The sequence below is a fragment of the Emticicia oligotrophica DSM 17448 genome, from assembly GCF_000263195.1.
GTDB lineage: Bacteria > Bacteroidota > Bacteroidia > Cytophagales > Spirosomataceae > Emticicia > Emticicia oligotrophica.
On sequence record NC_018748.1, the window covers coordinates 1,952,133 to 1,967,644 of the forward strand.

12 protein-coding genes are annotated in these 15,512 nt (G+C 37.2%); 6 read left to right on the forward strand and 6 right to left on the reverse strand.

Annotated elements, in window-relative coordinates:
* Positions 1 to 26: 26 nt before the first annotated feature.
* The 5 genes from EMTOL_RS08105 to EMTOL_RS08125 form a co-directional block, all read right to left on the reverse strand.
* A complete protein-coding gene (locus EMTOL_RS08105; protein WP_015028792.1) occupies positions 27 to 668 on the reverse strand; it encodes a hypothetical protein in 642 nt (213 codons plus the stop codon).
* A gap of 15 nt (positions 669 to 683) precedes the next feature.
* A complete protein-coding gene (locus EMTOL_RS08110; protein WP_015028793.1) occupies positions 684 to 1,973 on the reverse strand; it encodes an LVIVD repeat-containing protein in 1,290 nt (429 codons plus the stop codon).
* Between the two features lie 94 nt (positions 1,974 to 2,067).
* The gene (locus tag EMTOL_RS08115) at positions 2,068 to 3,282 is read right to left on the reverse strand and encodes a serpin family protein (RefSeq protein ID WP_015028794.1); all 1,215 of its coding nucleotides are present in this window, start codon (positions 3,280 to 3,282) and stop codon (positions 2,068 to 2,070) included.
* 61 nt (positions 3,283 to 3,343) lie between these two features.
* On the reverse strand, positions 3,344 to 3,796 hold the full coding sequence (locus tag EMTOL_RS08120) for an META domain-containing protein (RefSeq protein WP_015028795.1): 453 nt from the start codon (positions 3,794 to 3,796) through the stop codon (positions 3,344 to 3,346).
* Between the two features lie 8 nt (positions 3,797 to 3,804).
* On the reverse strand, positions 3,805 to 4,221 hold the full coding sequence (locus EMTOL_RS08125) for a hypothetical protein (protein ID WP_015028796.1): 417 nt from the start codon (positions 4,219 to 4,221) through the stop codon (positions 3,805 to 3,807).
* A gap of 247 nt (positions 4,222 to 4,468) precedes the next feature.
* Between EMTOL_RS08125 and ggt the strand changes: the two genes are divergently transcribed.
* The 6 genes from ggt to EMTOL_RS08155 all read left to right on the forward strand — a co-directional run bounded on the left by ggt (position 4,469) and on the right by EMTOL_RS08155 (position 13,315).
* Positions 4,469 to 6,163 carry a gamma-glutamyltransferase gene (gene ggt, locus EMTOL_RS08130; protein WP_015028797.1) on the forward strand — a complete coding sequence of 565 codons (1,695 nt, stop codon included), beginning with the start codon at positions 4,469 to 4,471 and terminating at the stop codon, positions 6,161 to 6,163.
* 69 nt (positions 6,164 to 6,232) lie between these two features.
* Positions 6,233 to 7,531, forward strand: coding sequence for an AAA family ATPase (locus EMTOL_RS08135; protein ID WP_015028798.1), 1,299 nt, complete (start codon positions 6,233 to 6,235; stop codon positions 7,529 to 7,531).
* 1 nt (position 7,532) lies between these two features.
* Positions 7,533 to 8,153 (forward strand): HNH endonuclease, encoded by a 621-nt coding sequence (locus EMTOL_RS08140; RefSeq protein ID WP_015028799.1) that lies wholly within the window; start codon positions 7,533 to 7,535, stop codon positions 8,151 to 8,153.
* Positions 8,150 to 11,191 carry a WD40/YVTN/BNR-like repeat-containing protein gene (locus EMTOL_RS08145; RefSeq protein ID WP_015028800.1) on the forward strand — a complete coding sequence of 1,014 codons (3,042 nt, stop codon included), beginning with the start codon at positions 8,150 to 8,152 and terminating at the stop codon, positions 11,189 to 11,191. The genes EMTOL_RS08140 and EMTOL_RS08145 overlap by 4 nt, the downstream gene beginning before the upstream one ends.
* Before the next feature lie 117 nt (positions 11,192 to 11,308).
* A complete protein-coding gene (locus tag EMTOL_RS08150) occupies positions 11,309 to 12,241 on the forward strand; it encodes a 3-keto-disaccharide hydrolase (RefSeq protein WP_015028801.1) in 933 nt (310 codons plus the stop codon).
* Positions 12,242 to 12,334: 93 nt separating this feature from the next.
* Positions 12,335 to 13,315: a CobW family GTP-binding protein gene (locus EMTOL_RS08155; RefSeq protein WP_015028802.1), complete on the forward strand. Its 981-nt coding sequence runs from the start codon at positions 12,335 to 12,337 to the stop codon at positions 13,313 to 13,315.
* A gap of 33 nt (positions 13,316 to 13,348) precedes the next feature.
* Here the strand turns inward: EMTOL_RS08155 and EMTOL_RS08160 are convergent, their stop codons facing one another.
* Positions 13,349 to 15,289: a KUP/HAK/KT family potassium transporter gene (locus tag EMTOL_RS08160; protein ID WP_015028803.1), complete on the reverse strand. Its 1,941-nt coding sequence runs from the start codon at positions 15,287 to 15,289 to the stop codon at positions 13,349 to 13,351.
* Positions 15,290 to 15,512: the final 223 nt, after the last annotated feature.

Sequence of the window (15,512 nt, forward strand, 5' to 3'; positions counted from 1 at the left end):
GGATATTTTCCAATATCAAAAATTTCTTAAAACTCAATTCCAAATCTGATGACAACACGTTTGTATTTTCGAACTTCATTAGATTCATACCAATAATAATCATCCCCTCTTTCCTGCGTATAATCTGCTCTTTGAAAGCGATAGCCAAAATTAATTAACCATGAAGAGCCATTTCGCATGGGTAATTTGTAACCAATGGCAGGATTTATACTTATACCACCTTTGGTGTGAAAACCAGTATTATCTTCATTGAGCCAATTAGTTGAATAACCAGCATCAAGGCTTCCCAACAGTATACTTCCTCCTTGTTTTTTTTGAAGTAAAGTTCGACGCACACCTGCTGAGAACGGCATGAGAATTGTTGACCCATATGAATCTACACCGACTGTTAAACCAAAGGCAGTTTTGGGGTTAAGATAGAAACCATTGAAAGTTTGAACTGATAAATTTAAATGATTTTTTACTTGATAGGTTGGCTCATAGGGTTGAGGATAATATCCACGGTAAAAACTATAAAAATTCTCAAACTTACCTCGTCCAAATAATAAACTAAATTCGGTCATGTTGACAAATGGGTGTTTTTTGAAAAATCCTTTTGACTCTTCTTGTGCCCAAGATGGAAGAAAACTCATTACTCCCATCAAAATAATAATAAATGATTTTTTCATGATTTTGATAAGGAATTAGTTTTCTCTTTTTACAGGTATGACACTCAACTGTTTCAAATTCTTTGGGTTTGAAGTATCGTATTGGTATAGTCCATCTTTTCCAACCATTAATAAATGTTTACCCTCCAATGGTATTACATCATAAGCATCTATTTTTTCAATGTGTTGTTGGAGTATAATATTTGTACTCGAAGAAGCATCGAAAGTTTTTAGTCCATATTGACTTTCACAAATAAATAAGTTTGGAAAATCAATACCTAAACCAGCAGGTTGTTGCATATCATAACTCTTGATAAGGCTCGGAGAGGAGAGGTTTGATACATTCACCACATCAAGTCTATTGGGAGCAACACCACACCAACCAGTACGTAAGGTAACATAGGCAACATCATTGTGTACAATAACAGGGTCACAGGCACGAGCGTGTTGAAAAATCGAAAGACGTTCTGGTTTTTCTGGATTTTTGTTGTCAAAAATGTACATTCCAGTGTTCGAACCAATGAAAAGTTTATCCTTATAGGGAAAAATCGTTTCAATTCCCCAACCAAGATTAATTTTAGTTTGTTGGGCGGGTTTATTATTAGTTTTTACATCAAAAACTAATAAATCTGATTGAGATACGGCATATAAATAGTCATTATATAAGGTGAATCTAGCCATTGAGCCACCTGTACCAGTGCTTGTGGTTGCTGCTCCACTTCCAGAACCAGAGCTAACTGTTGGAGAAGAAGACTTTAGAGCATCTTGAAGGTAATAAATAGGGTTAATGGTTGTGTTTTCTAGTCCGCAATTAGTTTTAATTTTCTCAGTGATTATTTTTACCTCATAATCTGTTATGGTTTGATTTTGGTTATTGTAATACCAATAAATACCATCAGCTAAACCATTTTGAAAAATTTCTTGCAGACGCCCCGTTTCTTTGATATTGGTAGGGTTAGAAATATCAAAAGTAACAAGGTCCATATAACTATCGGCATAGAGCGTATTGTCTTTAACAGCCATATCTATTACCCCTGGAATCTGTAAAAAGGCAATGTTTTTGGGTTGTTGAGGGTTTGAATTATCAATAATATGGATGCCCTTTTTTACCTCATTAATAAACAAATAATTGTCTTTAACATAAATTTTACCGGGATTGACTAAATCTTGGGGCGATTTGGTTGTAATTCCTTTGCGAATCTCTTCAACTGAAAGCGTAAAAGGAACGTTGGTTCGATAACTACGAGTTGTTTCACAGTCATCTGTGCAGGCTGAGTTAGCAAAAGTTATGTAAACAAATGCTAAGAGTAGTAATTGTTTTTTCATAGTTTTAATTTCTTGTTACCACAGAGGCACAGATTAAATAAATATTACAGAAATTTCTATAGAAATCATAAAATCTGTGCCTCCGTGGTAAATTTTATAAATTCACAATTTTACCAGCAAAAAGAATCGTATTTGATTGCTTTTCACTAATAAAGAATGCGAATGGCTTATTACAGATAAATTCTGGCAAGATAGGCATTGAAGTAAGTTCAATGCCTATTGTTGTTACTGCCGCTGCTTCTGTGCCTTTTTCGTCAACCGCTACGAATGTATTTTGCTTAACGAACCCCACTTTTAATTTACCAGCAGGTTGTGCAATTTTCGATAAATCGGCCGCATCTGTAAACATGGTTTTCATACCCATATTTGCTAAAACATTATTTAAGTTGGTCTCATATTCAATGGTAAATTTCGGTAAACCAACTATTACTTTTTGTTCTGTAAGTGAAGCGTTTAAGTTTTTCCACTCACTTACTGACATTGTGTTGATAACTTCACCAACAGAAGTTTTTCCTTCTGGTAATACAATCGTCATTACATAATTTCCATCACCGTAAGCAAGTTCAAGTGCTTGGTAGTTAGGTCTTTTGGTATATTTTAATTTTTCAGTCATACTCATCATTTTGACCGAATTTGTACCTGTAGTTCCTGCAAAATTTTCCTCGTGTGTATTGGCTGTTTTGAATGGGATTTTCCAATCGCCTTTAAAATAAAGAGCATTCATCAAAAACATTACATGAGCAGGTTCGATTTTATCTAAAACCTTTTTGATTTTACCATTAGTATTATCACTTGCCCAGTTGTTTATTTTACCTACGGTTGCGGTATTTTCAAAGTCTTCTGCATAGGCTTTTGCATTGAATGACTCTCTGAGCACATCAAGAAAAGACTTTTCAACTGAAAAACTATTTCGATACCAAACAGAATTAGCAATGGTATTTGTCACTTTAGAATCGACATTAGGAAGACCATCCATTAAATCTTTGTAAATGGCGTTTGTTGCGGCGAGGTCAGGAGAAACCCTCAAACCTGTTTGAATTTCTTCTTTGGTCTTGGTGTCTGCCCCATTCAAAAGCATTCCTAGAGCAACATGTAAGCTAAGAGGCGAAACAAAATAGTTTTTGTCGGCCTTTTCTTCAGCATTATGTTTCTTTAAAAAATCGAAAGCAAACTCGCTTGTTTGGTCGGCAAAAGTAGCAGGAACGGCTCTGAGAAGTTGGTTGGGTTGCACGGAATCTGTTTCGGTATTACAACTGGCAGCCATCAAAAAAAGGGTACCAGCTAAGGTTAGACTTTTTATACTTTTCATTGGTTTGAGTTTTTAACGAAGTCTTCGCTTTGAGCGAAGACTTCGTTTGGGTTAACGAGAATTATTTTCTTTCAAAATAAATGGCTTCATTAGAAGGGCTTGCCAGATAAAATACTAAAGTGTTTTTATCTTTGAAGTCGTAGCGTTGGATACTTCTCAATCGTTCGTAAAAGGTCGCTTCAAATTGATTCGCTTCGAGTGTACCCGCAATTTTGGTACTTCCTATAACCGGAATCGAAATTGTTTTTTTGTTTTCATCAATTTCAGGAGAAATAAAATAGAAATTCACGGAAGAACGACCATTAAAAGTATATTTACCTTCCTCATCTTTGATTTCAAGCGTCACATCAAATGCAGGGACATTTCCATCGGCATAGCCTTTCAATTTCCATTGACCTAATAGGTCTGATTTTCTCAGTGAACTTATGGTCATATTGTTCGCTTCTACAATTTCTTTTGAACACGCACTTAAAAATAAGGTGCAGATTATCAGTGTATTAACTAATACTTTCATTGCTAGTTTTACTTTTTAATACGTTGGTAGGATTCGCTAAAGCCATCATAAAAATTATCTGCTAAAGATAATTCGTCGGCTGTTTGACTCATAATTACGGCCGAGGTGCTATCACTAAATTTAATAAAGTCAACTTGTTCGGGTTTATAAATAGATTTACCCTGTGTAATCTGGTAAGTGCCAGAAATTTCGAGTTTGTTGTCTTTATAACGAGAAAACTTTAGGTCTGAAGTTAGAACTAAACGTCGTTCGTAGCCTGCTGTTGAAGGTGTAATTGTTTTGCCAGCAATTCCACCAGTTGAAGAAATCCAACGCCACTCTCCAACAAGGCTATTCGTAGTTTCGTTGGTGGCTTTCACCTCTTCTTTACTGCATGAAAACGTAAAAAGTGTGGCAAAAATTAATAAAAAACTTAGCTTTTTCATTTTAAATTATAGTTTTGTTTGTGAATCTTGTCGGGTCATCTCTATGGTCTGCAGCCCATCGTAATTATTTAAACTCAGCTTGTCGGGGAGAAGAAAAAGGATACACTCATTTCTTCTCCCACGACGAAACAAAGTGTTTCTGTCTGAGTAAATTACCCTTTTCACAAATAATGATTCTGCTTTGTAAAAATTGGTTGGAAGCCGTGGCTAAAAAAATTATATTTATGAAAAAAATTAACAAACTACAATGAAAAAACACCTAACCTTCATTTCTCTGCTTACTTTATCAATTACTTCATATGCACAAGACCGCATTTCTGGAAAAACTTGGGCGGGTCGTTCGGAGGTAATTGCACAAAATGGGATGGTTTGTACGTCTCACCCACTTTCTACGCAAGCGGCTATCGAAGTCCTTCGTGCGGGCGGAAGTGCTGTTGATGCCGCCATTGCGGCAAACGCCATGGAAGGAATGGTTGAACCACACGTAAATGGTATTGGTGGTGATATCTTTGCTATCGTATGGGATGCCAAGACTCAACGACTTTATGGTTTGAATGGCTCGGGACGTTCGCCATATAGTCTTACTTTGGAAGAATTCAAAAAACGTGGACTTACGCACATTCCTGCACTTGGTCCTTTGCCAATTAGTGTTCCGGGTTGTGTAGATGGTTGGTTTGAGTTGCATAAAAAGTTTGGGAAATTACCGATGGAAAAAATTCTTTCGCACGCCATTTATTATGGAAGAAATGGCTTTCCAGTACACGATGAATTAGCAGTAAGTTTACAAAATGTTCCTCGATTATATGGTAAGTTTCCGAACATAAAAGAACACTATTATCCAAATGGTGAAGTACCAAAGAAGGGTGATATTTTCAAAAACCCAAATTTGGCAAATACCTTAGAAAAAATCGCCAAAGGTGGTCGTGATGCTTTTTATAAAGGGGAAATCGCTCAAACAATAGATGCTTTCATGAAGAAAAACGGAGGTTTTTTAAGTGCTAAAGACCTTGCCGACCATACTTCTACTTGGATAGAGCCAGTTTCGACGAATTATCGTGGCTATGATGTTTGGGAATTACCTCCGAATGGACAAGGGATTGCGGTTTTACAAATGTTAAACATTTTGGAAGGTTACGATTTTTCAAAAATTCCTTACGGAAGTACCGAACACGTACATCTTTTTACAGAAGCCAAGAAGTTGGTTTTTGAAGACCGTGCAAAATTCTATGCCGACCCCGAATTTGCTAAAATTCCAGTAAAATCATTAATATCGAAAGAATATGCGGCCGAAAGACGCAAACTAATCGACCCAAATAAAGCTGCCACTCATTACGATGCAGGAAACCCCGCTTTGCGAGAAGGTGACACCATTTACTTGACCGTAGCCGACAAAGACGGAAACATGGTTTCGTTGATTCAAAGTAATTACCGAGGTTTTGGTTCGGGAATGATGCCCGATGGTTTAGGTTTTATTTTTCAAGACCGTGGTGAATTGTATAATTTGAAAGAAGGAGAAAACAATACTTATGCTCCGCACAAACGTCCGTTTCAGACAATTATTCCAGCATTTGTGACCAAAGATGGCAAACCATTTATGAGTTTTGGTGTAATGGGCGGAGCTTTCCAACCTATGGGGCATGTGCAGATAATTATGGATGTGGTTGATTTCGGTATGAATCTACAAGAAGCAGGCGATGCCCCAAGACTCAACCACGATGGTTCATCAGAGCCAACGGGCGAGCCAATGGAAGGCGTAGGCATGATAACGATGGAGTCGGGGATACCTTATGAAACCATCAGAGGTTTAATGCAAAAAGGACATAAAGTGGGCTACACGCTTGGTCAATATGGTGGTTATCAAGCCATTCGCTACGACCCTGTGCGAAAAGTATATTTCGGAGCATCAGAATCTCGAAAAGATGGCCATGCGGCTGGGTTTTGATTGGTTTAAAAGAGAATTTTATAATTCTCTTTTATTTTTGTCATAACTTCACATAAAAATTAGAAAAATATGAGAATTACACGCCTCGAAGCAAAAGGAATTGGCCCATTTGAAGACTTAAATATTGAATTTAAGCCAAAACCTGCGGGCATGGAAAACAAAGCCGAAATTCATATTTTGACTGGTGAAAATGGGACTGGGAAAAGTACGATTTTGATGCTTCTAAGTTGCTATGCCGATAAAACGAATGACAATTTAATTCTCTCTAGATTCAGAAGTAAAAAAATAGTACAAAGTGTTTTAGACGAGGGACTGATAAGTAGGTTTGATATTTACTCAGATGAGGCAGAAAGGTTTCAATCTTTTTTTATTTATTCAAATCAAAATATATCAACTGTTAATTATGACTTTACAAAAAAAGTTGATAGAATAATTTTAAACAAGGAAATTAATGCGAGATATTTATTTTTTGCATACTCTGGAAATAGAGAATTAGAAACTAAAAATGAAATTAAAATTGCTGAAATTAATGAGTCTCCAATTTTTGATACTTTAAATTTTAGAAAAAAAATAAACTTTGATACTATCCTTAATTGGATAGCAACAAACAAAGCAAAAGAAGCTTTTGCTTTGTTGAAAAATAATAATAGTTCAGCCCAAAAATATGAAAACAGTTTGAAAAAAATTGAAGATTCTATTTCAAATATTACACAAAAAGCAGTAGAGTTTGATATTGAAGACCAACCGTTTCGAGTATTTTTAAAGATTGCTAATAAAAGCTTAGATTTCAATATTTTACCCGACGGTCTAAAATCCATAATCTCTTGGTTATCAGACCTATTGATGCGTTTGGATAGAATTGATTGGGCTGATAAATCTAAAAGCATTCTCGAACAAAACTTTATTCTTTTCTTAGACGAAATAGAAGTGCATCTTCACCCATCTTGGCAACGAAAAATTTTACCCGTTGTACAAGATTTATTTCCGAATGCACAAATTTTTATTTCTACTCACTCGCCTTTTGTAGTTGGTTCGGTTGACGGGGCGAGAGTTTACAAGTTCAAGTTAGATGAGAATAATAATAGTGTTTTAGATAGTGAGTATTGGACAGAAGATGGCAATAGTTATGACCGAATTTTAGAAGAAATTTTCGATATAAAAGAACGTTTTGGGGTTGGTGTTCAAAAGCAATTGGATGAGTTTAAAGAATATAAAATCCAAATATTGAAAGGAAAAACCATTGATGAAGAGGCTTTTATGAAATTAGCAAATGAAATTGCCAAACAAAGTATCGAATTAAATGGAATTATAAGTTTTGAACTTCGACAATTAAAAAGAAATACCACACAAAAACTCGAAACTGCCTAAAATGAGGAAATTGATAAGACCCAATGCTCCTAATTTTTTGACAGAAAAGCTACAAATAGAATTAGGTGAGCGTTATAAAAAGAATAGAGAAAAAAATAAAGGTCACCAGTTCAACTATTGGCACACCGAAAAAGTCGGAGAATCAACACTTTACAAAGAAATACGAAACAAACTTATCGAAATCTCAGATGACCATTGTTTTTATTGTGATGGCTATCCTCCACTGAGCGATGACGACACAATTGACCATTTTAAACCGAAATCAAAGCCAGAGTTTTACGATTTGGTTTGTTCATGGGAAAATCTATACTTGGCTTGTGGGCATTGTCAAAAAGCGAAGGGTTCTGAATACAATGATTTAATTTTAAGGCCCGATGAAATCAACTATGAGTTTGATAAGTTCTTTAAGTATGACTCTGATAATGATGAAGTTATAGTAAATCTCGGAGCTGACGACTTGAGCCAGTTGCGAGCAGAGAAAACAATAGAAGTATTTGATTTCAATCATGTCGGTTTAAAAAAGCTGCGTGGTTTCTTTAGAAAAGTATATAGTCAAGACCCCCAAATAAACATTAATGACCTTGGTTACAGATTTTGTTTAAACTTTCAACAAACAATATGAAAAAACAACTAACCCTAATCACCTTATTATCAATCACTTGCTTTGCTGGGTTTTCCCAGAAAAAGAAGAAAGTTGTCGCTGAAACAGCTCCAGTAGTCACCGCCGATGTGGTTTCTCCAACATCAGCCACTGAGCGAATGGCTGGCTATGAGCAACGCAAAAAATTGCAAGAAGCATCGCTCGTCAAAAATCTGAAATTCAGAAATGTTGGCCCAACCGTTATGAGTGGCCGTATTGTAGATATTGATGCAAATCCCGAAAACCCAACTGAGTTTTATGCGGCTTATGCTTCGGGTGGACTTTGGTACACGGTCAATAATGGTCAATCTTTCTCGCCAATCTTTGATAATGAGGCAGTTATGACCATTGGCGATATTGCCGTTGACTGGAAAACTCGTACAATTTGGATTGGTACGGGCGAAAACAACTCAAGTCGCTCATCGTATTCGGGTGTGGGAATGTACAAATCAACCAATAATGGCAAAACTTGGGAGTATCTCGGCTTGCCTGAATCACACCACGTTGGTAGAATCGCTTTGCACCCAACCGACCCAAATATTGCGTGGGTTGCGGTTTTGGGACATTTGTATTCGCCAAACAAAGAGCGTGGCATGTACAAAACCACCGATGGCGGTAAAACTTGGAAACAAACACTTTACATCAACGAAAATACTGGTGCGATTGACGTAAGACTCGACCCAAATAATGCCAATACTCTTTATGCTACCATGTGGTACAAAGAACGCACGGCATGGAATTTTGTAGAAGGTGGAAAAGAATCGGGCATTTATAAAAGTACCGATGCGGGCGAAACTTGGAAATTGATTTCGGGCGAGGGAAGTGGCTTCCCGACTGGTGCGGGCAATGGTCGCATTGGTCTGGCAGTTTACCCAAAAAATCCCAACATCGTTTATGCCATCATTGATAATCAGGCAAATAGACCAAAGAAAGAAGAAAAAGAAGATGCCAGCCGTCTGACCACAAAAAGAATGAAAACCATCACCAAAGATGAGTTTTTGGCTTTGAGCGATGCAACAATCAATGAATATTTAGATGGACAAGGTTTTCCTGAAAAATTCACGGCAAAGGCTTTCAAAGAAGACCTAAAGGCTGATAAAATTAAGGTACAAGATATTTATGAATATACTTACAATGGTAATAATGATTTATTCGATACGCAAGTAACGGGAGCGGAGGTTTATCGAAGTGAAGATGCAGGTGCAACTTGGAAACGCACCCACGCCGACTATTTGGATAATATCTATTTCACTTATGGCTATTATTTCGGACAAATTTGGGTTGACCCAACTGATGATAAGAAAATCGTAATTGTGGGTGTGCCAATCGTGCGTTCGGAAGATGGTGGTAAAAGTTTCAAAAGTATCGAAAGAGAAAACGTACATTCCGACCACCACGCTTTATGGTTCGACCCGAAAAATCCGAAACATTATATCAACGGAAATGATGGCGGAATCAACATTACTTACGATGATGGTAAAACTTGGTTCAAGGCAAACTCAATTCCTGTGGGGCAACTTTACCACGTTTCGGTCGATATGGCCAAGCCTTATAATGTCTATGGTGGCTTGCAAGATAATGGCGTTTGGTATGGTTCATCAACCAATTCGTTCGATTATAACTATGGTATCTTCGATAATGGCGATGGCTATAAATTCTTGCTCGGTGGCGATGGAATGCAAGTACAAGTAGATTACCGAGATAATAACACGGTTTACGCAGGGTTTCAGTTTGGAAACTATTTCAGAATCAATAAAGCAACCAACGAACGCAAGCGTTTGGAAGTTCCACGTGAATTAGGCGAAGCTCCTTTCCGTTTCAACTGGGAATCTCCACTTACGATTTCTCGCCACAATCAAGATATTATCTATTTTGGTTCAAATAAATTCCATAGAAGTTTCGATAAAGGCGATACTTTCAAAACCCTTTCGGGAGATTTGACTCGTGGCCGCAAAGAAGGTGATGTGCCTTTCGGAACACTAACAACCATAGAAGAATCACCAAGCAGATTTGGTTTGATTTACACAGGCTCAGATGATGGTTTGATTTATGTCACAAAAGATGGCGGTTATACTTTCACCAAAATCATGGATAAACCAAATCTTTGGGTAAGTGGCATTGCGGTTTCGGCTCATGCGGAAGGAACGGTTTATGCTTCATTAAATGCTTATCGTGGCGACCATTTCAAACCTTATTTGTTTGTTTCGACTGATTACGGTCAAAATTGGCAAGCAATCGGTGCAGATTTACCAGCCGAGCCAATCAACGTAGTAAAAGAAGACCCGAAAAATGCCAATATCATTTATGTTGGAACTGACAATGGTTTATATATTTCGATGGATAAAGGCAAAACTTTTATGCGTGGCAATGGCGACGGAATGCCAAGTGTCTCAATCCACGATTTGGTGATTCACCCAAGAGAAAATGAATTGGTCGTTGGCACGCACGGACGCTCGATTTATATTGCTGATGTGAAGCCATTACAAGCATTGAGTAGCGAGGTTTTAGCTAAAAATATTCACGTATATGATTTACCATCAATCAATTACAATGCTTCTTGGGGTAGAATGTTTGATAAATATGCCGAACCAGAAGAACGTAAGTACAATATCACTTACTACGCAAAAGCAGCAGGAAAAGCCACAATCAAGATTCAGACAGATAAAGGATTAGTTGTAAAAAACATTTCGGATGATGCCGAAGCTGGTTTAAATAACGTAAACTTCGACCAAGCGATTGATATAGCGGCTAAAGGCGAATACGAAAAGTATCTGAACGATGTAAAGAAAAAAGAAGATAAAGAAATCAAACTGGAGCTTGCCGACGATAAGAAAATTTATTTCCGCCCAGGAAAATATAAGCTTATCATCGAACTCAACGGCGACAAAGTAGAAAAAGACCTTGAAATAAAAGCATCGGAGCGTCGTTCACGCAGGGCAATGAGTCCGAAACCAACAGCTTCGCCAGAAGAATTTGAAGAATGGTACGAAGAAATGGGTTTTGAAGAAACCAAGAAGTAACTTTGTAGCACAATTTTCTGAAAGGGCGGCGTTCCGCTTGTGTTTTGCGTAACTCACAATTCGGAGAATTGTGCTACAATCCAATTTTAACCAAATTTTATTCAACCAAAAACAAACATGAAGCAAAACTTTGTAAAATTTTTAGGAGCAATCCTTATCAGCAACTCTCTCATGGCACAATTAGCTCCAATCAAGAGCATCGAAGGCCGTTGGGACATTACAATTACCAAAGGCAATAAAAAGATGCCATCTTGGTTAGAAGTAAGTCATTCAGGAGAGAAATATTTAAATGGTCATTTTGTTGGAGATGGTGGAAGTGCCAGACCAATTTCACGAATCAATTTTGCGGATGATAAAATGTCTTTCTCAATTCCGCCACAATGGGATAGAGCCGAAAAAGATTTAGTGGTTGAGGCTGTTTTGAAAAATGACAAGCTTACTGGTACTATGAATACGCCAAGCGGTGAAGTGTTGAGTTGGGAAGGCGTACGTGCACCGAAGTTAAATAGCACTAAAACACCAGTTTGGGGCACTCCTATCAAACTTTTCAATGGAAAAAACCTTGATGGTTGGCAAGCCGTAAGTGGCGAAAACCAATGGGTTGTAGAGAATGGTATTCTGAAAAGTCCAAAATCAGGGGCAAACTTACGCACAATCGGAACTTATAATGACTTCAAATTACATGTAGAGTTCAAATACCCAGAAGGTAGTAATAGTGGGGTTTATCTCAGAGGTCGTTATGAAGTACAAGTAACCGATAGCAAGGGCCGTGAACCATTAAAAGACCAATTAGGTGCAATTTATGGTTTTATTGCTCCAATCGAAATGCCAGCTAAAAGTGCTGGCGAATGGCAAAGTTTTGATATTACCTTAGTTGGAAGATTAGTAACGGTTGTTTTGAATGGCAAAACGATTATTTATAAAAACGAAATTCCAGGAATTACGGGCGGAGCTTTAGATAGTAATGAAGGCGAACCAGGTCCAATCTTTTTCCAAGGCGACCACGGCCCTATCGAATATCGAAATATTATCCTTACGCCTGCTAAGTAAACTTTTTTACATAAAAGGTGTTATTTCTAAGGAAGGCTTCGCTATTAGCGAAGCCTTCCTTTTGATTTTATATCGAAAAAGAATCCTCATTTTATGAAAATACCCGTTAATATTATCACAGGCTTCTTAGGAGTAGGAAAAACCACTACCATTAAGCATATTCTTGCCAATAAACCCTCAGGCGAGCGTTGGGCGGTAATAATCAATGAATTTGGTGCCGTATCTATCGACCACACAGCTATTGAAGAAAAAGATGACCTGACAATTAGAGAAGTTGCTGGAGGTTGTATTTGTTGTACTGCCAATTTACCGATGCAGGTTACGCTCACTACCCTTTTACGTAGCCAAAAACCAGACCGAATTCTGATAGAGCCAACAGGAATGGGGCATCCCGAAAAAATATTAGATTTATTACAAAACCAATACCTAAGAGACATTCTTGAAGTAAGAGCCACCATTTGTTTGGTTGACCCACGCAAATGGATAGATGCAAATGTACGTGCCCATGAGACCTTTCAAGACCAAATAAATTTAGCCGATGTTTTGGTAGCTAATAAAGCTGATGTTGCAGGGGAAGAATTGGTAAGCAAGTTTAAGCTTTGGTCGGAAAACCTGTATCCGCCCAAATTGTTGATAGACTCAGTTTCGAATGGTGAAATAAATATTGATTGGCTTGATATACAACCATTTGAAGGCCGAAAATCAGCCTTTCCACAAGCACATACGCATGAGCATCACCATCATAATGAAGAAGAAAATGAATTAGCTGAGGTAGGAAAACCAGTAAAAAAACTAAGTAAAGGTCTAGGAATGTATAGTTGTGGGTGGCTTTTTTCGCCCGAAGAAGTTTTTAGTTTACCAAAACTCCGTCAATTTTTCAGTTCAATGCAAGGAGTAGAACGTGCCAAAGGTGTTTTTCGAATAGGTAAAGATTGGGTTTTGATAAATGCAATAGATGGAGAATTTTCAATACAATATATTGCTTATAGACGAGATAGTCGCATTGAACTTATTGCTAATTATGATTTAGATTGGCTGGTTTTTGAAGTGAAATTGAAAGACTGTTTGATATAATAATAAAAAGGGAGCTGAAAGGCTCCCTTTTTATTAATCTTCTCTCTCGAGCGAAATATTATCAATAGGTCGAAGAATAAGTGGTACTTTTTCAACCTTTACATTACTTGTATCGAGTCCAAACCACTTGTCTTCAGAGTTTGTAAAGCCTTTAATGAAGAAATACGCCTCCATCGTTAAACGCTCCCAGAAAGGAAGTTTGTTTTCATTTGATAAGTATCTTTCTAAAACTACAAATCTAAAATCACCAATAACGTTTTGTTTATGAAGAGATTCATAACGACTTCTAATATCAACCTCTTTACGTTTCACCATTTCTTCAATAACTTTTCTGAAATAGAGGTTTATTTTTTGTTCAACTCTGAAGCCTAATTTGAAAGTTACTTTTATAACATCATCTGGTTCGATTATATTAACCTTGTATTTCATTGTATAAGGTTCGTCGGTTATATCAACATGAATAAACCAATAAATATCTGCTCTTTTAGGGCGTTTCTCAAAAATCGAATACATAACTTTCGATTCTATCTCAGAAACTCTATGAGCATTGCTCATATAAACCAAGTGAGTAGAATACTTCTGTATTGATTCATCTTTGCTTAGCTCTTTTAATCCATCGAGATACTTTTCAAGCTTCACAAACTCAGTTAATCTATTTTTGATAATATTTGAGCGATACCAAATAATCATAACCAATGCAATTACAGCTGCAATAAATACCGATACCCAACCACCGTGCGTAAACTTCAACATATTGGCAGCTAAAAATGCCCCTTCAATTAAAACATAAACGGTTAGGAAGGTTACAATTAAAAGTTTATTGAATCGGTGTGTATAAAGATAATAACCAGCCAATATGGTAGTCATTAACATCGTAAGGGTAATGGCCAAACCGTAAGCGGCTTCCATATTTGCGGATTCTTTAAAGTATAAAACTACACCAACGCAGCCAGCCCACAATAACCAGTTAATACTTCTGATGTAAAGCTGTCCTTTGTGGTCAGAAGGGTATTTCAAACGAACCTTTGGCCAAAAAGTAAGTCGAATGGCTTCAGAAATAAGGGTATATGAACCCGTAATTAAGGCTTGACTGGCAATGATAGTTGCGGCAGTGGCGATACCAATTCCGATAAGCAAGAACCAATCTGGCATAAGTTGGTAGAATGGCTTACGACCATCAAGATACTGACCATTCATTGAAATTGCCCAAACACCTTGCCCGAAATAATTGAGCAATAAGCAAATCTTCACATAAATCCAGCTAATTCTAATATTGCCACGTCCACAATGGCCGAGGTCTGAATACAATGCTTCGGCACCAGTCGTACACAAAAACACGGCACCTAATAGCCAAAATCCATCTTGATGATAGAACAACAGGCGGTACGCGTGATAAGGGTTAATTGCTTTAAAAATAGCAGGCTCATGAATAATTTGTCGGATACCGAGCACCGCCAACATGGTGAACCATATAAACATTATTGGTCCGAAAGCCTTACCCACCGCACTTGTTCCAAACGCTTGTACCAAGAAAAGTGTAGTAATGATACCAATAATGATTGGAATGGTTTGGATGTCGGGATAAACAATTTGCAAACCTTCAATTGCCGAAGAAACCGAAATCGGTGGTGTGATGATGCCATCGGCTAACAAAGCACTACCACCAATAATCGCAGGCACAGTAAGCCATTTGGCGTGTCTTCTTACGAGTGCATAAAGTGCAAAAATCCCACCTTCGCCGTTGTTATCAGCTCTCAGTATCAAAATAACGTACTTGAGCGTAGTTTGTAAAGTAAGCGTCCAGAAAATGAGTGACAATGAACCAAAGACAATTTCTTCATCAATCTTTTCTTTGCCAATGATGGCCTGCATTACGTAGAGTGGAGATGTTCCAATGTCTCCGAAAATGATACCAAGTGTAATAAGCAATCCTGCGGCCGTAACCTTATCAAGGTTTTTGTGATTAAGGCTCATTAATTTATGATATTTAGTAAAAAAGTGTGCAAATGTACTTGTTTGTAGGATATTGCAATATTTTTTCTGAATTTTTTGTAGTGGATTTACATAAAATAGCAAGATATTTTTGTTTTTCGTGGAAAAGTATAAAAAAATCAAAATATAATACCAAGTTAAATTTTACTGATACTTAATTAAAATTTGTCTAAAACCACGTAGAGAAATAATAAACGGTTTAGTA